Genomic DNA, 19,156 nt, shown 5'->3' with positions numbered 1-19,156 from the left:
GCCGCAATCTTCCTCAGACGAAGCTCCCAGCCAAGGCCGCCCGCGCTGCGACCCAAGTCCGCCCGAGGAAAGTAATATAATAATCGGCTGTCCCCTTTATCCCTCAGCGCGCTGAGAGATAAGGGGGACGACGAAATATAATATAATAAATCCCGCTCCCCCTTAGCTCTCCCTTTCCCGCCCCCTTGCTCGGAGCTCGGGGCCCCTTAGCTGGGGGACTAGCTCCGCCTTTGCTTGTGCTGCCCTCCGCCTTGTCTAAGGTCATTGCCTCATACAGGTAGGTCTCTTCCTCAAAGAGTCTATTTAATAATGTACGCGCGCGAAGAGGGGAAGGCTTATAGGCTTGGGGTGGGGTATTGTAGCTTGGTCTTGGGACTGTGTGGTCACGCTGCGCGCCTTGGCGAGGCTTACCGATTAGGGCTTCGCTTGTGCCTAGGTGGGGACTACTCGGAGTTAGGGGAGGGTGCTCGACTAGCGGGGCCGTCGGTAGGCTAAGAGCAAAGTATTTGCATAAGTCGAAAAAGCGTATTATCTTTGCAGTGCAATTCAGCAGCAGAATGCGATGGAAGTGTGGGTGAGTGGCTGAAACCAGCAGTTTGCTAAACTGCCGTACGGGCAACCGTACCACGAGTTCGAATCTCGTCGCTTCCGCTCAACGAAGGCTAAGAATTACAAGGTGCCATAGCTCAGTTGGTAGAGCAAAGGACTGAAAATCCTTGTGTCCCCGGTTCGATTCCTGGTGGCACCACAGAAGGGCAAGTGTCTCACGACGCTTGCCCTTTTGCTTTGCTGAGGCTGGGAGCACGCTGAGGCCGCAGCCCTAGCCGCCCTTCGCCTCCCTCCCCCGAGGCTCGCTGCAGCACCCTAGCACGCTAGGCCTCCCCGAAAAGTCGTACCTTTGTCCCTCAAGATAATAGCGATACAAGGCATCAATACCGATAATGGCAAAAGAACTCAAAGAACTCACCTCGCGTAGCGTCGACTACTCGCAGTGGTATCAAGATCTCGTCATCAAGGCCGACCTAGCCGAGAGCAGCGCCGTACGTGGCTGCATGGTCATCAAGCCCTACGGCTATGCGATCTGGGAGCGCATGCAGCGCCAGCTCGATGATATGTTCAAGGAGACGGGGCACTACAACGCCTACTTCCCTCTCTTCATCCCCAAGAGCTTCCTCAGCCGCGAGGCCGACCACGTCGAGGGCTTCGCTAAGGAGTGCGCGGTCGTCACCCACTACCGCCTCAAGACGAGCCCCGACGGTGGGGTCGTCGTCGATCCCGAGGCCAAGCTGGAGGAGGAGCTGATCGTACGCCCCACCTCCGAGACCATCATCTGGAATACCTACAAGGGCTGGATCCAGTCCTATCGCGACCTGCCTATCCTCTGCAATCAGTGGGCGAACGTCGTGCGCTGGGAGATGCGTACGCGCCTCTTCCTCCGTACCGCCGAGTTCCTCTGGCAGGAGGGGCATACGGCGCATGCCACGCGTGAGGAGGCGGAGGAAGAGGCGATCCGTATGGTCAACGTCTATGCAGACTTCGCCCGTGACTTCCTCGCCGTACCCGTGCACGTAGGGGTCAAGAGTGCCAACGAGCGCTTCGCTGGGGCTGTCGAGACCTATACCATCGAGGCGCTGATGCAGGATGGCAAGGCGCTGCAGAGCGGTACCTCGCACTTCCTCGGGCAGAACTTCGCCAAGGCCTTCGACGTGACCTTCACGACCAAGGAGGGTAAGCAGGAGCTCGTCTGGGCTACCTCCTGGGGCGTCTCGACGCGTCTGATGGGCGCACTCATCATGGCGCACTCGGACGACAACGGACTCGTCCTGCCACCCAAGCTCGCCCCGCATCAGGTCGTCATCGTACCTATATATAAGAGCCTCGAGCAGCGCGACGAGATCACGGCGCACATCCAGCCCTTGCTCTCCGAGCTCAAGGCCAAGGGCATACGTGTCAAGTACGACGATGCTGACAATAAGAAGCCCGGGTGGAAGTTCTCCGAGTACGAGCTCAAGGGCGTACCCGTACGCCTAGCCCTCGGCGCTCGTGACCTAGAGCAGGGCACCGTCGAGGTAGCGCGCCGTGACACCCTCACCAAGGAGACACACGCCCTCGAAGGCATCGCCGACTACATCGCCCAGCTGCTCGAGGATATCCAGCACAACATCTACCAGAAGGCCCTCGACTACCGCGAGTCCCATACCATCAAGGTGGACAGCTACGAGGAGTTCAAGGAGAAGATCGAGGAGGGTGGCTTCATCCTCGCCCACTGGGACGGCACGCCTGAGACCGAGGAGCGCATCAAGGCCGAGACCAAGGCAACCATCCGCTGCATCCCACTTGAGGGCGACAAGACCCCCGGCGTCTGCATGGTCACGGGCAAGCCCTCCAAGCAGCGCGTCCTCTTCGCACGAGCTTATTAACCCCCTAGCCCCTATCCTATGGCCAGCATACGTGACGGCGAGAACGAACTCTCGCTCCTCGGCTCCAAGACCACGGTCTATAGCCAGGACTACGCCCCAGAGGTCCTCGAGGCCTTCACCAACAAGCATCAGGAGAATGACTACTGGGTGCGCTTCCACTGCCCCGAGTTCACCAGTCTCTGTCCCATCACCGGTCAGCCCGACTACGCGACGATCTACGTCAACTACATCCCAGACGTGCGTATGGTGGAGAGCAAGAGCCTCAAGCTTTACCTCTTCAGCTTCCGCAACCACGGCGCATTCCACGAGGACTGTGTGAACATCATCATGAAGGACCTCATCAAGCTCATGGACCCTCGGTACATCGAGATCGTGGGGGACTTCACGCCCCGCGGCGGCATCAGCATCCTGCCCTACTGCAACTACGGTAGGCCAGGGACGAAGTATGAGGAGCTGGCTGCCCAGCGCCTCGCTACACATCCCGTGCGATGAAGCGCGCACTGGCGATCATCAATCCTATATCGGGGACGGGCTCCAAGCGCTCCGTCCCCGAGCTCCTAGGGCGTGCCTATCAGGACACGCCCTTTGAGCTTTTCTTCACCTACACTCGGGAGGCGGGGCATGCCGAGGAGCTGGCACGCCGTGCCGCTGCTGAGGGCTACGACCACGTCATCGCCGTCGGTGGAGACGGTACGGTCAATGAGGTTGCACGCGGCCTGCTGCATAGCTCCACAGCCCTAGGGATCATCCCCAAGGGCTCGGGCAACGGGCTGGCGCGCACGCTGGGCATCCCGATGAATGCCGAGCAAGCGATCTCCGCCCTCGTAGGGGCGCAGCGTGCCGGCATCGATGCCTGCCAGGTGGGGGATCGTCCCTTCTTCTGCACCTGCGGGATGGGCTTCGACGCTGCCGTGAGCTGGAGCTTCGCCGAGGCGGACAAGCGTGGGCCGATGACCTACCTACAGACGATGGTCTCAGAGTACCGTAGCTTCAGCCCCGACAGCTACCGTGTGACCCTCGATGAGGGCGAGCCTTTCGAGACGGAGGCCTTCGTCCTCGTCCTGGCCAATGCCTCGCAGTATGGCAATAATGCCTACATCGCTCCCGCGGCTGACCTGTCGGATGGGCTCATAGATCTAGCGATCATACGCCCCTTCCCCGTCCTGGAGGCCGCCGTCGTGCTCGGTGACCTCATGCTGGGCCGCCTCGAGGGCAACAAGCACTACGAGACGCTGCGCGCTCGCCGCGTCCGTATCGAGCGCGGTGCGGCGGGCCCCGTACATCTCGACGGGGAGCCCTTCGAGCTGGGCGCTACCCTCGAGGTCGAGGTGCTGCCGCTCGCCCTTCAGGTGCTCCTACCGCAGCAGTCCTAGCCGCCTCGCCCCTTCCCCGTACCCCTTTCCCTTTCCTTCCCCCTTCGTTCCCTCCTCATCATGCGTCCCCCGAAGAAAGAGCGGCTGCGCCGCACCCGCAGCCTGACCGTCCTGCTCAACGAGCGGGAGTACAAGGCCATACAGGACCATTGCCGTGAGCGTAAGGTCGCCTGCCGCTCGGAGTGGGTGCGCCTGACGCTGATGAAGGAGATCTTCCACGAGCACATGCTCCACGCCCCGACGCTCTTTACCGAGGAGGAGATGCGATGAGCCAGCAGGAGGATGAGCGCTACATGCGCCTAGCGCTCGAGGAGGCGCAGCTGGCCTATGAATCGGGCGAGATCCCCATCGGGGCGGTCGTCGTCTGTGATGGCCGCGTCATCGCTCGGGCGCATAATGAGGTCGAGCGCCTCAGCGACCCGACGGCTCATGCCGAGGTGCTGGCGGTGACGGCCGCCACGCAGTATATGAGGAGCAAGTTCCTCGGGGACTGCCGCCTCTATGTGACGATCGAGCCCTGCACGATGTGCGCGGGCGCCCTGCACTGGGCACGCCTCGGGGAGGTCATCTATGGGGCGAGTGAGGAGAAGTTCGGCTACCAGCGCTATGCCCCCGAGATCTTCCCCCGCGCTACGAAAGTACGCGGCGGAGTGCTCGCCGAGGAGGCGCGCGCCCTGATGCAATCCTTCTTCCGTGCCCGTCGCTAGCGGTGGGTGGGAGAAGTCCCGCCCTACACCCCACAGTCATCCGCGCCGAAGCTCCCCGCAGCCCTGCCCAGAGCTTCGTCCCTTAGCGAGCGCGCGCTCCTGCCCTTTCCCCTCACCCCCTAGACCTAAGCCCTCACGCATACGTATGAATACCCTAGAGCTCATCCACCGCTATTATACTCCGGGCACGGAGCAGGAGGAGATCCTGCGCCGCCATAGTGAGGACGTCACCCAGCTGGCGCTGCGCCTGGTGGACGCCCATCCCGAGCTAAGCCTCGACCGAACCTTCGTCGCCGAGGCGGCGATGCTCCACGACATCGGCGTCTACCTCACCGACGCCCCAGGTATCCATTGCACGGGGGAGGCACCCTATCTGCTCCACGGCTACCTCGGGGCCGAACTGCTGCGCTCGCTCGGCCTGCCGCGCCACGCCCGCGTCGCCGAGCGCCATACGGGCAGCGGCCTGACCCGCGAGGAGATCGCCGCCCACGAGCTGCCCTTACCTGAGGGCTGCTATATGCCCGAGACGCTGGAGGAGCAGCTGATCTGCTATGCGGACAAGTTCTTCTCCAAGACCAAGCTCGGGCAGCAGAAGAGCCTGGAGAAGGTACGCAAGGGCTTTGCCAAGCACGGCGAAGCAGCGCTGGAGCGCTTCGACGCGCTGCACGAGCGATTTGGTGCGGGGCTGGACTTCATCGTCTAGCGTCTCCGTCTCCCTTAACAGAAAAGCCCATCGGGGCGCGCCGCAGGTAGCATCCTACCTGCAGCGCGCCCCGATGGGCTTTTTGTGTCTTGGGCTCGAGGAAGCGCTCCTCTCAGCTCGTGAGGCGCGGCCAAGCGGAAGCACAGCAAGGCGACAGCCTCATCTGACCCTCCGTGAGGGATATCCCTCAGCGCCGTGACGGATGCCCTTCGGATGGCTGACTGCCGTCCCTCAGCTCGCTGATGGATAGCTCTCGGGAGCGTCTCCCCTTATATCCAGCCTTGGATGAGCTGTCGTCGCTTTGGGGTCAGCCATAGGGGTGGAAGGAGCTTAGTCTGCCTTTCCTGCTGGGTTACCTTATATCTCGGCTTGGCTTGGCTGTCCTCGCCCTATTGTCCGAACGGAGTTCTCATCTCTAATCTAAGTAAAGGAGCAGCATCCTTTGGCCTCAGCCCCGGAAGGATGGACGAGCTTAGTTTGCCTTTACTGCTGGCTTGCTTAGCCGAATAGAATAAGCCCCAGCGGGGCAACCCATTCAAAGCCCAGGGTGCGTAGCCCTGCAAGGGCGACCAAACCCTGGGTAGGTAGAGGTATAAGGAACAGAGCCCTACAGGGGCGACCCTCAGGACCTTCGTAGCATCGTAGTCGCACGATGCAGACTTCTTGCTTGATCATCCTGAGGATCGCCCCTGTAGGGCTCGTTGCGTATTTGGTATGCTTTTACCCAGGGTTTGGTCGCCCTTGCAGGGCTACGCACCCTGGGCTTTGAGCGGATCGCCCCGCAGGGGCTTGTACGGCCGCTTTTCTTTGGCTAATCGAGGTATATGCTTGGGGGAGGAGCTCGGCGGCGAGCTTTAGTCGCTGGTCTGCTCCCAGCCGAGGAGGACGCGCAGGGAGGAGGCGCTTAGCCGAAGGTCACGCAGCGCCTTGCGTAGCGGGGGAAGGGGCGGCTCGCTGCCGAGGTGGTGCAGGTAGCGGAAGAGTTCCTCGGCCGAAGGGTAAAGCGGGCTGTCGCCGTAGCCGCGCTTGAAGCCCATGCGTAGCCCCTCCTGCATGAGGCAGCGCTGCGGCAGCTGGGCGATGAGGGGGAGTGGGATGCCCTGCCGCTCAGCTTCGCTCTGGAGCTGGCGTAGGTGGTAGGCCAGGTGGTGCCCCACGAGTGTGAGCTGCGGCTGCAGTACCTCGGTGAGCCGCTGTAGAGCCTCACTTGGGGCAAGGGCTTCGGCTCGGTAGCAGAGCTCGGAGACCTGCTGCAGCTGGCGAAGCGCCTCGCTTCGCTCGCCCTGCTGCTGGAGCATGTAGCTCTCCTCACGGAGGCAATGACCCGTCGCGTCCAGCAGCTGCCAGCCAAGGGCGAAGAGAGGGGAGACGAAGCCCGTCTCCGCCTCCACCTCGTCGATCAGCTCCATGGCCTCGGTGTCCAGTACGAGGTAGCAGGCCTCCCCCGAGCGGGGCTGTGGAGCAGCGAGCTCCTGCTCTACAAAACGAACTATCCCCGAAGCCTCAGCCGCCTGGCTGTGCTTCAGGGATAGGATCTCTTGGCGTAGGGCGCGCTGCGCGCTTAGTCTTGTCCCGAGCTGCCGCACCAGCAGCAGGAGGATCAGGAGAATCAGCCCGAGCAGCAGCGCCATAGCTCGCTAGCGCTGCTCGCGGGGGAAGAGGAAGCGGCGGTCACGCACGGCAGCCTCCTTAGCCCAAGCCTCGGGGAGGAACTTCCAGTTCTCGGGATTCACGGGGCGTACGCTGCGGTGGCGGCGGAAGAACTCCGCTAGGTGGTAGACCTGGTCGTGGGAGGTGGCGTAGACGATACGCTTCGGCAGCTCCTCCTTGGGGATGCCAGCGCCCGTGGTGAGCATGCCGCCCGCACCGCCCGCACGGTAGGAGTTCACCGCCACACGGTAGCGGCGCTCGAGGTCGAAGGGCTCGCTGTGCCCCGTCAGCCTAAGTATGGTCACGCGCTGCCCCTCGGGCTTGGTGAGGTCGACGAGGTAGTCGATGCCCTGGGCGGCGCTGTAGTTGAAGGTCGGGACGGCTGTCTTGTAGCGGTCGTCCTCCTTCGCCCCAGGGCGTAGACGGATGAGGTGGTCTTCGGCCGAATGCATCTCTGCAGCCCAGCCCGCGTAGGAGTGCTCGAGGTAGCCCTTGATCTCGCGCCCCGTCAGCTCCATGGCGTAGAGGTAGTTGGAGAAGGGGCAGAACTTGAACAGGTCGCGCATGTAGACCTTACCCGCAGGCAGCACGGCGCTTGGCTTGAGCGGGGCGGCGAAGGAGATCTCCGCCTGGACGGTCTCCAGCTGCATGCGGTGGATGATGTCCATGTAGGGTGAGGTGCCGAAGAGGGCATCGACGCCACGTACCTCGGCCTCCAGCGTACCGACTTCGCTGGCGAGGTAGTCCTTGACGGCGCGCTCCTCACGGGCGAAGGCCTCGAGGAAGGCAGGGTCTGGGGCTACGCCCTCGAGGGAGATGAAGCTGGGGCGGAGCTCCTTGGCGATGACCTTGCCGCCCTGCTTGCGCACGGTGATCTGGATGTCGGAGACGCGGTCGAGGTGGTTGGCAGGGTTGATCAGGTGGACGGAGTCGCGGCTACTGCCCTTGGGGCGGAGCCAGGTCAGCTCCTTGCGGTGGTCGTGCCCGACGAGCAGGAGGTCGATGCCTGGGACACCTTCGCCGAGGGCGCGGCCTGCGTTCTCGAGGTAGTCGGGATTGTCATTCTCCAGCCCCGAGTGCATCAGCACGACGAGGAGGTCAGGGTGCTCGGACTGCTGGATGCGCGGGATCCAGTAGCGTGCCGAGACGAGGATGTCGTCGAAGTGCAGGCCCTTCCACAGATGCTCGGGTACCCACTGCGGGATGGCGGGCGTGGTGAAGCCGAGGACGGCGATACGTAGGCCCGAGCGCTCGAAGATCTGGTAGGGCTTGAAGTAAGGCTTGCCCGTCCGATCCGAGATGATGTTGGCACCGAGAAGGGGGAACTTGCACTCGCGCCCCCAGCGATCGAAGACCTGATGCCCGGGCTCGATGTCGTGGTTGCCCATCGCTACGGCGTCATAGCGCAGGTAGTTCATCGAGGTGGCGATGAGGTGAGGCGTCACGCTGTCTACGTAGTTGTAGTAGTAGGCGGGGGGCTCGCCCTGCAGGAGGTCGCCCGCATCCAGCAGCAGGGCCTCGGGCGACTCGCGGCGCACCTGCTGCATGACGGTCGAGAGGCGCGCCATGCTGCCCGTGCCGGGGCGGTCGTTGAGGAAGTCGTAGGGGTAGACGTTGCCGTGGATGTCGGTCGTGTGGATGATGCGCAGCTGGTGCACGCTGGGCTTGGTGCCGCTGGCGCGGCGTCCCTGGGCCGCGGCCTCAGCGCCCCAGGAGAGGACGCTGAGGAGGCAGACGAGGGGGAGGAGGCTACGGAGGATCTTGATCATAGCACTTACTTGATGGGGCTACCAGGGGCGACGAGCTCGGCGGGCGTGACGAGGCGCAGCTGCCCCGTCGTATAGTCCTCGGTGGAGAGGATCATGCCCTGGGACTCGATGCCACGTAGCTTGCGTGGGGGGAGATTGGCGATGAAGCACACCTGACGGCCTACTAGCTCCTCGGGAGCGTAGTACTGGGCGATACCCGAGACGATGGTGCGACCACCGAGACCGTCGTCGATGCGGAACTGCAGGAGCTTGTCCGCCTTCGGTACCTTGGTGCACTCCAGTACGGTACCTACGCGGAGGTCGAGCTTGGTGAAGTCGTCGAAGCTGATGTCCTCGGCTACCGTGGGAGCGGGCGTAGCAGCGGCCTCGGCGGCGGCGTTGGCCTCCTTGGCGGCCTGCAGCTTGGCGATCTGTGCCTCGATGACGGCGTCCTCGATCTTCTCGAAGAGGAGGCTAGCCTGCCCCAGCTGGTGCCCGACGGAGAGGAGCTCGCTGCTGCCGAGCTCGGCCCACTTGGGCTGCTCGATCTGGAGCATCTCGCGGAGCTTGGCGCTGCTGTGGGGGAGGAAGGGGGCGAAGGCCGTGACGAGGTTCGCTGTGATCTGCAGCGAGATGTTGAGGATGGTCGCTACGCGCTCCATGTCGGTCTTGGCTAGCTTCCAGGGCTCGGTGTCCGCCAGGTACTTATTCCCTAGGCGGGCCAGGTTCATGGCCTCCTTGAGCGCCTCGCGGAAGTGGAAGCTGTCCAGCTCGCGCTCTATAGCCTGGCGTACCTCGGAGAGGCCTTGGAGTGTCTCGCGGTCGAAGTCGGTGAGCGCCCCGCGGGCAGGGACCTTGCCGCCGAAGTACTTGTCGGTCAGCACCAGGGCGCGGTTGACGAAGTTACCGAAGACGGCTACGAGCTCGTTGTTGTTGCGTGCCTGGTAGTCGCGCCAGGTGAAGTCGTTGTCCTTCGTCTCGGGGGCGTTGGCCGTCAGCACGTAGCGCAGGACGTCCTCCTTACCGGGCAGCTCGTCGAGGTACTCGTTGAGCCAGACGGCCCAGTTGCGACTCGTGGAGATCTTGTCCCCCTCGAGGTTGAGGAACTCGTTGGCAGGGACGTTCTCCGGCAGGATGTAGCTGCCCTCAGCACGGAGCATAGCGGGGAAAACGATGCAGTGGAAGACGATGTTGTCCTTTCCGATGAAGTGCAGCAGGCGCGTGTCCTCATCCTTCCACCACTGCTCCCAGCTCTCGGGCAGCAGCTCCTTGGTATTGGAGATATAGCCGATGGGCGCGTCGAACCACACGTAGAGCACCTTGCCCTCGGCGCCCTCTACGGGCACGGGGATGCCCCAGTCGAGGTCGCGGCTCACGGCGCGAGGCTGTAGGCCGCCGTCCAGCCAGCTCTTGCACTGGCCGTAGACATTGCTCTTCCACTCCTTGTGCCCCTCGAGGATCCACTCCTTGAGGAAGGCCTCATGCCGGTCGAGCGGCAGGTACCAGTGGCGGGTCTTGCGTAGCTCGGGCGTGGCTCCCGAGATGGCACTGCGGGGCTGGATGAGGTCGGTGGGGCTCAGCGTGGAGCCGCAGCGCTCGCACTGGTCACCGTAGGCGTGCTCGTTCTGGCAGCGGGGGCAAGTCCCCGTGATGTAGCGGTCGGCGAGGAACTGCTGCGCCTCGGGGTCGTAGTACTGCTCGCTCTCCTCCTCGATGAACTCGCCCTTGTCGTAGAGCTTGCGGAAGAAGGCCGAGGCATGGTCGCGGTGCATGGCACTGGTGGTGCGGCCGTAGATGTCGAAGGTCATCCCGAAGCGGGCGAAGGAGTCGCGGATGATGCCGTCGTAGCGGTCTACGACGTCCTGCGGACTGACGCCCTCCTTCTTGGCCTTGATCGTCACGGGCACGCCGTGCTCGTCACTGCCGGAGACGAAGAGCACCTCCTCGCCCTTGAGCCTGAGGTAGCGGGCGTAGATGTCGGCAGGGATGTAGACCCCTGCGAGGTGCCCGATGTGTACGGGGCCGTTGGCATAGGGTAGGGCCGCGGTGATGAGGGTACGCTTATAGTTCTTCTTATTGTCCATCTATCGTATATCTATACACGGCACACGTGAGGACAGGTCATCCCTATCCCCACGTGTGTCCATGCGTTCGTTAGGCTATTACTTCTTCTCTGCCAGGCGCAGCTGCCAGGCCCATGCCGAGCGCAGCGTATCGCCTAGGGTCTCCTTGGCCTCCCAGCCGAGGACGGTATTGGCGTGCTTGGGGTCGGCCCACACCTGCTCGATGTCGCCCTCGCGGCGGCCTACGATCTTGTGTGGTACCTTGACGCCCGTCACGGCCTCGAAGGTGCGGATCAGCTCCAGGACGCTGACGCCGCGCCCCGTACCGATGTTGAAGGTCTCCAGGCGCTCGCTGCCCTTGCTGTCGTCGAGGATGCGCTCTACGGCACAGACGTGGGCCTTCGCCAGGTCTACTACGTTGATGTAGTCACGGATGCAGCTGCCGTCGGGCGTGCTGTAGTCGTCGCCGAAGACGCTCAGCTCCTGGCGGATGCCTGCTGCCGTCTGGGTGAGGTAGGGGATGAGGTTCTGGGGGACGCCGTTGGGGAGCTCACCGATGAGCGCGCTAGGATGGGCGCCGATGGGGTTGAAGTAGCGCAGGCGTACGACCTTGTAGGGGGCGCCAGCGTAGACGACGTCGCGCAGGATCTCCTCGTTGATCTGCTTGGTGTTGCCATAGGGCGAGAGGGCCTCCTGGATGGGGGCGTCCTCGGTGACGGGCAGGTGCTCGGGCGAGGGCTGTCCGTAGACCGTGCAGGAGCTGGAGAAGACGATCCCGCGCGTGCCGTGGCGCTGCATGGTCTCCAGGAGGACGATCAGCGAGAGGAGGTTATTGCGGTAGTAGAGTAGCGGCTTCTGTACGGACTCGCCTACGGCCTTGCTGGCAGCGAAGTGGATGACGCCCTGGATGCTGGGGTGCGCCGAGAAGATGCGCTCCATCGCCTCGGCATCGTTGCAGTCAGCCTCGTAGAAGGTGGGGCGTACGCCCGTAATGGCTTCGATACCGTCGAGGACGTCGGCGCTGGAGTTGGAGAGGTTATCTATGCTGACGACTTCGTAGCCAGCCTGGATGAGCTCCACGCTGGTGTGTGAGCCGATGTAGCCCGTCCCGCCGGTGACGAGGATCGTTCCTTTAGTTGCCATAGTACTGTGTGCTATTATTGTAATGTATGGTTGATGCTATCGATGTAGTCCAGCAGCTCCTCGCGTCCGAGGCGCTCCTCGCTGGAGGTGACGAAGAGGGGAGGCAGCTCCTCCCACTGCTCGAGGAGCTTTGCCTTGTAGACCTCCACATTGGCTGCCAGCCTACCCTTGCTCAGCTTGTCGGTCTTGGTGAAGACCAGGGCGAAGGGTACGCCGTGCTCGCCGAGCCAGGAGACGAACTCGAGGTCGATCTTCTGCGGCTCGTGGCGGCAGTCCAGCAGGACGAAGAGCGAGACGAGCTGCTCGCGCTCCAGCACGTAGTCCTCGATCATGCGCTTCAGGCCCTCGCGGCCGTCCTTGCTGAGGCGTGCATAGCCGTAGCCGGGGAGGTCCACTAGATGCCAAGCCTCATTGATGAGGAAGTGATTGATGAGCTGGGTCTTCCCCGGCTTCTGCGAGGTCATCGCGAGGCCTTTCTTCCCCGTGAGCATGTTGATGAGGGAGGACTTCCCGACGTTGGACCGCCCGATGAAGGCATATTCGGGCAGGCGACTGTCGGGGCACTTACGTACCTGGCTGTTGCTGATGACGAAGGTGGCGCTCTTGATGATCATTGCTATCGGGGGTGCTATTCCTTTGGGACAAAGATACGTCATTGCCGCTATATAGGAGCGGGATGCCTTGGCGCGCACCCTAGCCTCCTCTCGTACGCGCGCCTATATACTATGGTGTAGCGGCGGGGCGAAGGTCAGCCGCGCGGCCTCTGCGCTGGGGCTGTGGAGCGAGGAATGCCTACCTTTGAGGAGAGCCCGTGTGGGGCTCCTAAGCTAGATAAACCTATGATTACGATCAAGAATATGGTCTGTCGGCGCTGCCTGTGGGCCGTGGAGGAGGTCTTCCGCCAGCAGGGTATAGCGCTGCGTAGCCTGAGCCTAGGGCAGGCCGAGCCCGAGGAGGAGCTGAGCCCCGAGCAGCTCGAGGCGCTCGGGGAGGCCCTCGGGGCGCTGGGCTTCGAGCTGCTCGGTGACCGCCGCAGTCGCCTCGTGGAGCGGATCAAGACCGCCATCATCGAGCTGGTGCAGCGCCCCGAGGGGCTGCCCGCCCTACGCCTCTCCAGCTACCTCAGCGAGCGTCTCGCCTCGGACTACAGTGCCCTCTCCAAGCTCTTCTCCGAGGTCGAGGGCATCACCATCGAGCACTACTACATCCTCCAGCGTATCGAGCGGGTCAAGGAGCTCATCGTCTACGACGAACTCTCCATCAGCGAGATCGCCTACCGCATGGGCTACTCCAGTGCGGCCTACCTCAGTAGCCAGTTCAAGCGTATCACGGGCATGTCGCCCCGAGCCTTCCGTGAGCTGCGTGCCGCCCCGCGTAGGCCGCTGGATGAGGTGTAAGTATTCTCCCGAATATCGTAAGGCGCAGCTCAGCTCGCCTCCTTACCTTTGTCGACACAGGTAAGTCAAACATTCGATATCTCTATACCCCTATGACGAAGCAAAACTATCCACTACTCGGGATGAGCTGCGCCAGCTGCGCCGCTCATGCTACCAAGGCGCTGGAGGCGCTCCCAGGCGTCACCAGTGCCGCCGTCAGCCTCCCCTCCGCCTCCGCCCTCATCGAGTACGACGAGACGCTCTGCACGCCTGAGCAGCTGCAGGCGGCCGTGGCCGCCGTCGGCTACGAGCTGCGTATCGACCCGAGCGAGGAGGAGCAGCTGGAGGAGCTCGCTGAGCTCGAGCAGCGCAGCCTCAGACGGCGCACGCTGCTGGCTGTCCTCCTCTCGCTGCTCGTGATGACGCTGATGATGCTCCACCACGGCCACCCGATGGGGCGCGCCGAGGCCCTCGTGAGCGCACTGGCTACGGGCGTAGTGCTGGGCTATGCGGGGCGGGACTTCTACCTCCGTGCCTGGCGTCAGCTACGTGCCCGAGCTGCGGGGATGGACCTGCTGGTCGCCCTCAGCACGGGGGTGGCCTATAGCTACAGCCTCGTGCAGCTCGCCCTCGCCCTCCTCGGGGGGCAGGAGGAGGCGCTGCAGCAGCTCTACTTCGAGGCCGCCTCGATGACCATAGCCTTCGTGCTCCTGGGCAAGTACCTCGAGGCTCGCGCCCAGCAGCGTACGCAGCGCGCCCTCCGCGCCCTCATCCGGAGCGGGGTCAAGGAGGTGGACGAAGTGCAGCCCGATGGCAGTACCCGCCGCCTGCCGCTCGACGAAGTGCATCCCGGGATGGTGCTGCGCGCAGCACCGCACGCGCTCTTCGCCGTCGATGGCCGCGTCCTCACGGGTGAGTCCTACGCCGAGGAGCAGCTGATCACGGGCGAATCGCTGCCCGTCACCAAGGCCCCTGGCGCTCAGGTCTGGGCGGGTACGCTCAACGGCTCGGGCACCATCGACTACCGCGCCGAGGCCGTGGGCGGGCAGACGGTCGTGGCGCGCATCGTGCGTCTCGTCCAGGAGGCAGGCGCCTCGCGCGCCCCCATCCAGCGGACGGTGGATGGGGTGGCCCGCATCTTTGTCCCCGTCATCGTGCTGCTGGCAGTGCTGACGCTCCTCCTCTGGGGCTTCCTCGGCGGCGCGGAGGGCTGGGAGCACGGCCTGACGGCGGCGCTCACCGTCCTCATCATCGCCTGCCCCTGCGCCCTAGGGCTGGCCACACCTACGGCTATCATGGTCGGTATAGGCCATGCGGCTGAGGAGGGGCTGCTGATCCGCGATGCGGAGACCCTTGAGGCCGCGCTCCATATCGACACCCTCGTGCTGGACAAGACGGGGACGCTCACCGAGGGGCGTCCCGAGCTCAGGCAGATCCATTGGCTCAGTGGGGAGGAGCAGGGCAGTCCCCAGCTGCGCCTCATCCTCTCCGCCCTCGAGGCACGCACCTCCCACCCGCTGGGGGCAGCCGTCGTCCGCGGCCTAGAGCCCAGCCTGCCGCGGCTCGTGCTGCGGCCGCTGCAGCTGACGGCGGTCAGCGAGCGCGCGGGGCGTGGCCTAGAGGGTACGGTCGCAGGGACGCGCTACTTCGTCGGGAGCCGCCGCTACATAGAGGAGCAGGGCATTTCTCTTGCCCCCGAGCTGCAGCCCCTGCTGGAGGCTGCGGCCGCCGAAGGCCTGACGACGAGCTTCTTCGCTCGGGAGGGCGAGCTCCTGGCGCTCCTGCAGCTCTCCGACACGCTACGCCCCTCGGCAGCCTCCGCGCTGGCTGAGCTACGCCAGCAGGGCAAGCGTCTCATCCTCCTGACGGGGGACAATGAGGCCGTCGCCCGCAGCGTCGCCGCCCAGCTCGGGATCGACGAGGTCGTGGCCTCCGTCCTCCCTGATGGCAAGGCGGACTACGTCGCGCGCCTCCAGACCGCAGGGCATCGGGTGGCGATGCTCGGCGATGGGGTCAACGATGCCGCAGCGCTGGCGCGCGCCGACCTGAGTCTGGCGATGGGGCAGGGGAGTGACCTGGCGCTGGAGACAGCGCAGGTGACGCTGCGCGGGAGTGATCTGGCGAAGCTGCCGCTGCTCTTCCGCATCGCCCAGCGCACGCTACGCACTATCCATACCAACCTCTTCTGGGCTTCGGTCTATAACCTCCTTGCCGTGCCGCTGGCCGCAGGGGGACTGTATCTGCTCGTCGGGCGGCAGCTCGATCCCATGCTGGCGGGTGGGCTGATGATGCTCAGTAGCCTCAGCGTCGTCCTCAATAGCCTGCTGAGCCGCCGCGGGCGCTGAGGAGCGGCTGCTCCCGCCTCTCGGCCTTAGCCTCCGTCTGCTCTTAGCACTCCCTTCCTTATATAGATATAGGATAAGCCCTAGGGGAGGGCGTCACCTGCACCTGCAGCAGGGGCGCCCTCCCCTAGGGCTTTTAGCTTGTGCGCATCGGGCGTCTGTACTTCCTCGCTTCGCCCCCTCGTGCGCTTCGGCCTATCTGTGCGCGCCGTGAGGGATATCCGTGGGCGCGCTGACTGCTGTCCCTCACGGCGTCCACTGACGGCAGTCACGAGGCTCATGGGTATCAGTCAGCAGGCCTCCTCCTTAGGTCGCGCCTCCCTCTGGCGGAGGTCGCAGCGCCCTTCTTGGCTAGTACGCAGATAAGTATTATCTTTGTAGCCGATATTTTTAACTCTATAACAGACAGAGCAATGAATAACTACGAAACCGTTTTCATTCTTACTCCCGATTTATCTGAAGCTCAGGTAAAGGAAGCGGTCGCTAAGTTCGTCGACATTCTCAAGGCCGAAGGTGCCGAGATCGTCAACGAAGAGAACTGGGGCATCAAGAAGCTTGCCTACAGCATCAACAAGAAGACCACGGGCTTCTACCAGTTCGTCGAGTTCAAGGCACAGCCTACCGTGATCGCTACGCTCGAGACGCAGTTCCGTCGTGACGAGAACGTCCTCCGCTTCCTGACCTTCCGCCAGGATAAGTTCGCCGCTGCATACGCAGAGAAGAGAAGAAGCCGCAAGGCATAACCCCTAAAGAAAAGGAGACCAAGAAATGGCTGCACCATCAGAAGTACGCTATCTGACCCCACTGAACCTCGATAGCAAGAAGAAGAAGTACTGCCGCTTCAAGAAGAGCGGTATCAAGTATATCGACTATAAGGATCCCGAATTCCTCAAGCGCTTCCTCAACGAGCAGGGTAAGATCCTTCCCCGTCGTATCACGGGTACGAGCCTCAAGTTCCAGCGTCGCGTAGCTCAGGCTGTCAAGCGCGCTCGTCACCTGGCGCTGCTGCCCTACGTGACGGACAACATGGCGAAGTAGTCCCAGCGGCAACTCGTCATCATCCCTAAGTAAAGAATAAACCCAGAGGAGACAGAATACAATGGAAGTTATTTTGAAAGAAGACGTAGTCGGCCTCGGCTACAAGGACGATATCGTCACAGTGAAGAACGGCTACGGTCGCAACTTTCTAATCCCCACAGGTAAGGCGATCATCGCTACGGAGTCGGCTAAGAAGATCCTAGCTGAGAACCTCCGCCAGCGTGCCCACAAGATCGCTGCCATCAAGAAGGAAGCCGAAGAGCGCGCTACCAAGTACCAGGGCGTACGCCTCTCGATCACGGCCCACACCAACGTCGCTACGGGCGCCCTCTATGGCTCTGTATCGGCTGCCGAGATCGCCGAAGCGCTGCTGGCTAAGGGTCTGGAGACCGAGCGCAAGCTCATCTTCGTCAAGACCATCAAGGAGGTCGGTAACTACATCGCTACCGTGCGCCTGCACAAGGAAGTGGCTGTAGAGATCCCCGTCGAAGTCCTCTCCGATGCTCCCCTAGCGGTGGAGAAGAAGGAAGAGGCTCCTGCTGCTGAGGCTCCCGCAGCCGAGGAGGCAGCAGCTGAGGCTTAGTCCTCCGCCCTCCCTAGGGTGGCTGCCCCCAGCCGTCCTACATATATATACGTCCCCACATCCTGCCTCCAGTGCATGGTGTGGGGACGTCGCTATTCTATCCGCCCTGACGGCCGAGCTGGCCGCTTCGGCTAGTCTTGCGTATCTTTGTAGTTCCAAAGGATAAGCCCTACAGCCAGATGAGTATAGATATTCAGCAGATCAAGCACCGCTTCGGCATCATAGGCAATAGCCCGCTCCTGGAGCACGCGCTACGCACGGCAGTGCAGGTAGCCTCTACCGATATGTCCGTCCTCGTCATCGGGGAGAGCGGCGTGGGGAAGGAGAACTTCCCCCGCATCATCCATCAGTCGAGCGCGCGCAAGCACGGGCCCTATGTGCCCGTCAACTGCGGGGCTATCCCTGAGGGGACGATCGACTCCGAGCTCTTCGGCCACCTCAAGGGTTCCTTCACGGGCGCCATCAACGACCGCAAGGGCTACTTCCAGGAGGCAGGCGGCGGGACGATCTTCCTCGACGAGGTGGGCGAGCTGCCCCTCTCGACGCAGGCACGCCTGCTGCGCGTGCTGGAGACGGGCGAGTTCATCCCCGTCGGTGCCAGCCAGGCGCAGAAGACCGATGTGCGCATCGTCGCCGCCACCAACGTCAATCTACAGGAGGCCGTGGCGCGCGGACGCTTCCGCGAGGATCTACTCTTCCGCCTCAATACCGTCCCCATCGAGATCCCGCCCCTGCGCGCGCGTCCCGAGGACATCCCCCTGCTCTTCCGCTTCTTCGCCTCCAAGAGTGCCGACCAGTACCACATGCCGCCGCTCAAGCTGACCCCCGAGGCCGTCGAGCTGCTCCAGAGCTATCGCTGGCCCGGCAACATCCGTGAGCTGCGCAACCTCACCGACCGCATGAGCGTGCTCGAGGAGGAGCGTCTCTTGACGGCCGAGATCGTGCGTGGCTACCTGCCCCGCACGGTGAGCGAGGACTACCATCCCGCGCTGCGCCCCATGGAGAGCCGCGAGCAGCAGAGCTTTGCCAACGAGCGTGAGATCCTCTACCAGGTACTCTTCGATATGCGTCAGGATATGGCCGAGCTACGCAAGCTCGTCTCAGGCATCATGCAGGGCGATATCCCCGTAGGGCATCACCCCGCTGGGGGCACGGCCGACTACGCCGACCTACGTGGGGGCTACGCTGCGGCGGGCCTCCGTCCGCCCACCAGCGAGGGTGCGGTATCGCTCCTCACGCACCCCACGGGGAGCTTCGGTCGCGAGGAACCGCTGGTAGCGCTGCCCCACCACGACTTCCCCGTAGAGGAGCACGTGCAGGAGTACATCGTCGAGGAGCCCCTATCGCTGGAGGAGAACGAGCGCCGTATGATCGCCGAGGCCCTGCATCGCCACAAGGGACGCCGTCGCCTGGCCGCCCAGGAGCTCAAAATCTCGGAGCGCACGCTCTATCGTAAAATCAAGCAATACGCACTGGATGAACAGCATTAAGCAGCTCAAGGGCTGGCTACTCGGGCTCGTGCTCCTCGTGGGGCTCGTGACAACGCTCGTCGGCTGCAGCATCAGCTACCGCTTCAACGGCGGCGCCATCGACTACACGCAGCTGCGCACCATCACCATAGGCGAGGTGCTCAATAAGGCGCCCATCATCTACCCGACGCTGGCACCGACCTTCACCGAGCGCCTCAAGGACCAGTACGTCACCCGCACGCGCCTCTCGCTGGTGCCTCAGGCGGGGGACCTCGAGCTGCACTGCACGGTCACGGGCTACGACCTGACGCCTATGTCCATCAGCCAGGACAACTTCGCCGAGCGTACCGTCTTCACCGTCACGGTGCAGGTCAAGTACGTCAATCGCGCCAATGATAAGGAGAGCTTCGATCGCAGCTTCAAGGCCTATCGCGACTTCCCCCGCACGCAGCCCTTCGTGGCGGTGCAGGACGACCTCCTGCGTGAGATCATGGATGATCTGATCAAGCAGATCTACAACGCCACGGTAGAGAACTGGTAG

General features: G+C 63.2%; 18 protein-coding genes and 2 tRNA genes. 15 read left to right on the top strand and 5 right to left on the bottom strand.

Translation table 11 applies throughout. The annotated features are described in order from the left end of the window. Window positions 1-564 precede the first annotated feature (564 nt). The 8 genes from J4862_RS07075 (at window position 565) to J4862_RS07040 (ending at window position 5,203) form a co-directional block, all read left to right on the top strand. Window positions 565-651, top strand: a tRNA-Ser gene (locus J4862_RS07075). Window positions 652-675: 24 nt separating this feature from the next. Beyond that, window positions 676-748 (top strand) — tRNA-Phe (locus J4862_RS07070). Between the two features lie 193 nt (window positions 749-941). Beyond that, a complete protein-coding gene (gene proS, locus J4862_RS07065; RefSeq protein WP_211788421.1) occupies window positions 942-2,420 on the top strand; it encodes a proline--tRNA ligase in 1,479 nt (492 codons plus the stop codon). An 18-nt stretch (window positions 2,421-2,438) separates the two neighbouring features. Next, the gene (gene queF / locus J4862_RS07060; protein ID WP_211788420.1) at window positions 2,439-2,912 is read left to right on the top strand and encodes a preQ(1) synthase; all 474 of its coding nucleotides are present in this window, start codon (window positions 2,439-2,441) and stop codon (window positions 2,910-2,912) included. Beyond that, a complete protein-coding gene (locus J4862_RS07055) occupies window positions 2,909-3,793 on the top strand; it encodes a diacylglycerol kinase family protein (protein ID WP_211788419.1) in 885 nt (294 codons plus the stop codon). The genes queF and J4862_RS07055 overlap by 4 nt, the downstream gene beginning before the upstream one ends. Window positions 3,794-3,853: 60 nt before the next feature. Beyond that, complete coding sequence (locus J4862_RS07050) at window positions 3,854-4,063, top strand: hypothetical protein (protein WP_211788418.1); 210 nt, start codon at window positions 3,854-3,856, stop codon at window positions 4,061-4,063. After that, window positions 4,060-4,500, top strand: coding sequence for a nucleoside deaminase (locus tag J4862_RS07045; RefSeq protein WP_211788417.1), 441 nt, complete (start codon window positions 4,060-4,062; stop codon window positions 4,498-4,500). The genes J4862_RS07050 and J4862_RS07045 overlap by 4 nt, the downstream gene beginning before the upstream one ends. Window positions 4,501-4,645: 145 nt before the next feature. Continuing rightward, complete coding sequence (locus J4862_RS07040) at window positions 4,646-5,203, top strand: HD domain-containing protein (protein WP_211788416.1); 558 nt, start codon at window positions 4,646-4,648, stop codon at window positions 5,201-5,203. A gap of 854 nt (window positions 5,204-6,057) precedes the next feature. On the opposite strand, the gene J4862_RS07035 is transcribed toward J4862_RS07040, so the two are convergent. The 5 genes from J4862_RS07035 to yihA form a co-directional block, all read right to left on the bottom strand. Next, the gene (locus tag J4862_RS07035) at window positions 6,058-6,834 is read right to left on the bottom strand and encodes a hypothetical protein (protein ID WP_211788415.1); all 777 of its coding nucleotides are present in this window, start codon (window positions 6,832-6,834) and stop codon (window positions 6,058-6,060) included. Window positions 6,835-6,840: 6 nt separating this feature from the next. Then, window positions 6,841-8,622: a bifunctional UDP-sugar hydrolase/5'-nucleotidase gene (locus J4862_RS07030; RefSeq protein ID WP_211788414.1), complete on the bottom strand. Its 1,782-nt coding sequence runs from the start codon at window positions 8,620-8,622 to the stop codon at window positions 6,841-6,843. A gap of 5 nt (window positions 8,623-8,627) precedes the next feature. Further along, entirely contained in the window at window positions 8,628-10,685 is a 2,058-nt protein-coding gene (gene metG / locus J4862_RS07025; RefSeq protein WP_211788413.1) for a methionine--tRNA ligase, read from the bottom strand. Between the two features lie 78 nt (window positions 10,686-10,763). Further along, entirely contained in the window at window positions 10,764-11,807 is a 1,044-nt protein-coding gene (galE, locus tag J4862_RS07020) for a UDP-glucose 4-epimerase GalE (protein ID WP_211788412.1), read from the bottom strand. Window positions 11,808-11,821: 14 nt separating this feature from the next. Next, window positions 11,822-12,421, bottom strand: a complete 600-nt coding sequence (gene yihA, locus J4862_RS07015; RefSeq protein ID WP_211788411.1) for a ribosome biogenesis GTP-binding protein YihA/YsxC — start codon at window positions 12,419-12,421, stop codon at window positions 11,822-11,824. 225 nt (window positions 12,422-12,646) lie between these two features. Between yihA and J4862_RS07010 the strand changes: the two genes are divergently transcribed. From J4862_RS07010 to lptE, 7 genes are all read left to right on the top strand, one after another. Then, window positions 12,647-13,204: an AraC family transcriptional regulator gene (locus tag J4862_RS07010; RefSeq protein WP_211788410.1), complete on the top strand. Its 558-nt coding sequence runs from the start codon at window positions 12,647-12,649 to the stop codon at window positions 13,202-13,204. A 92-nt stretch (window positions 13,205-13,296) separates the two neighbouring features. Then, window positions 13,297-15,528 (top strand): cation-translocating P-type ATPase, encoded by a 2,232-nt coding sequence (locus J4862_RS07005; protein ID WP_211788409.1) that lies wholly within the window; start codon window positions 13,297-13,299, stop codon window positions 15,526-15,528. A 410-nt stretch (window positions 15,529-15,938) separates the two neighbouring features. After that, a complete protein-coding gene (gene rpsF, locus J4862_RS07000; protein ID WP_211788408.1) occupies window positions 15,939-16,268 on the top strand; it encodes a 30S ribosomal protein S6 in 330 nt (109 codons plus the stop codon). A gap of 25 nt (window positions 16,269-16,293) precedes the next feature. Beyond that, window positions 16,294-16,563 (top strand): 30S ribosomal protein S18, encoded by a 270-nt coding sequence (gene rpsR / locus J4862_RS06995; RefSeq protein WP_211788407.1) that lies wholly within the window; start codon window positions 16,294-16,296, stop codon window positions 16,561-16,563. Between the two features lie 61 nt (window positions 16,564-16,624). Then, the gene (gene rplI / locus J4862_RS06990) at window positions 16,625-17,146 is read left to right on the top strand and encodes a 50S ribosomal protein L9 (RefSeq protein WP_211788406.1); all 522 of its coding nucleotides are present in this window, start codon (window positions 16,625-16,627) and stop codon (window positions 17,144-17,146) included. Window positions 17,147-17,325: 179 nt separating this feature from the next. Then, window positions 17,326-18,636 (top strand): sigma-54-dependent Fis family transcriptional regulator, encoded by a 1,311-nt coding sequence (locus J4862_RS06985; protein WP_211788405.1) that lies wholly within the window; start codon window positions 17,326-17,328, stop codon window positions 18,634-18,636. Continuing rightward, the gene (gene lptE / locus J4862_RS06980; protein ID WP_211788404.1) at window positions 18,623-19,156 is read left to right on the top strand and encodes an LPS assembly lipoprotein LptE; all 534 of its coding nucleotides are present in this window, start codon (window positions 18,623-18,625) and stop codon (window positions 19,154-19,156) included. The genes J4862_RS06985 and lptE overlap by 14 nt, the downstream gene beginning before the upstream one ends.

The organism is Porphyromonas sp. oral taxon 275 (assembly GCF_018127745.1).
Classification (GTDB): domain Bacteria; phylum Bacteroidota; class Bacteroidia; order Bacteroidales; family Porphyromonadaceae; genus Porphyromonas.
Note: the sequence above shows the minus strand (reverse complement) of the source record. Positions and strands in the feature narration are given on the sequence as shown.

Coding starts and splice junctions, on each gene's coding strand:
- rpsR (WP_211788407.1), top strand. CDS start 16,294: ATGGCTGCACCATCAGAAGTACGCTATCTGACCCCACTGAACCTCGAT.
- J4862_RS07035 (WP_211788415.1), bottom strand. CDS start 6,834: ATGGCGCTGCTGCTCGGGCTGATTCTCCTGATCCTCCTGCTGCTGGTG.
- J4862_RS07050 (WP_211788418.1), top strand. CDS start 3,854: ATGCGTCCCCCGAAGAAAGAGCGGCTGCGCCGCACCCGCAGCCTGACC.
- rplI (WP_211788406.1), top strand. CDS start 16,625: ATGGAAGTTATTTTGAAAGAAGACGTAGTCGGCCTCGGCTACAAGGAC.
- J4862_RS07045 (WP_211788417.1), top strand. CDS start 4,060: ATGAGCCAGCAGGAGGATGAGCGCTACATGCGCCTAGCGCTCGAGGAG.
- lptE (WP_211788404.1), top strand. CDS start 18,623: ATGAACAGCATTAAGCAGCTCAAGGGCTGGCTACTCGGGCTCGTGCTC.
- proS (WP_211788421.1), top strand. CDS start 942: ATGGCAAAAGAACTCAAAGAACTCACCTCGCGTAGCGTCGACTACTCG.
- metG (WP_211788413.1), bottom strand. CDS start 10,685: ATGGACAATAAGAAGAACTATAAGCGTACCCTCATCACCGCGGCCCTA.
- queF (WP_211788420.1), top strand. CDS start 2,439: ATGGCCAGCATACGTGACGGCGAGAACGAACTCTCGCTCCTCGGCTCC.
- yihA (WP_211788411.1), bottom strand. CDS start 12,421: ATGATCATCAAGAGCGCCACCTTCGTCATCAGCAACAGCCAGGTACGT.
- rpsF (WP_211788408.1), top strand. CDS start 15,939: ATGAATAACTACGAAACCGTTTTCATTCTTACTCCCGATTTATCTGAA.
- J4862_RS07005 (WP_211788409.1), top strand. CDS start 13,297: ATGACGAAGCAAAACTATCCACTACTCGGGATGAGCTGCGCCAGCTGC.
- J4862_RS07010 (WP_211788410.1), top strand. CDS start 12,647: ATGATTACGATCAAGAATATGGTCTGTCGGCGCTGCCTGTGGGCCGTG.
- J4862_RS06985 (WP_211788405.1), top strand. CDS start 17,326: ATGAGTATAGATATTCAGCAGATCAAGCACCGCTTCGGCATCATAGGC.
- galE (WP_211788412.1), bottom strand. CDS start 11,807: ATGGCAACTAAAGGAACGATCCTCGTCACCGGCGGGACGGGCTACATC.
- J4862_RS07030 (WP_211788414.1), bottom strand. CDS start 8,622: ATGATCAAGATCCTCCGTAGCCTCCTCCCCCTCGTCTGCCTCCTCAGC.
- J4862_RS07040 (WP_211788416.1), top strand. CDS start 4,646: ATGAATACCCTAGAGCTCATCCACCGCTATTATACTCCGGGCACGGAG.
- J4862_RS07055 (WP_211788419.1), top strand. CDS start 2,909: ATGAAGCGCGCACTGGCGATCATCAATCCTATATCGGGGACGGGCTCC.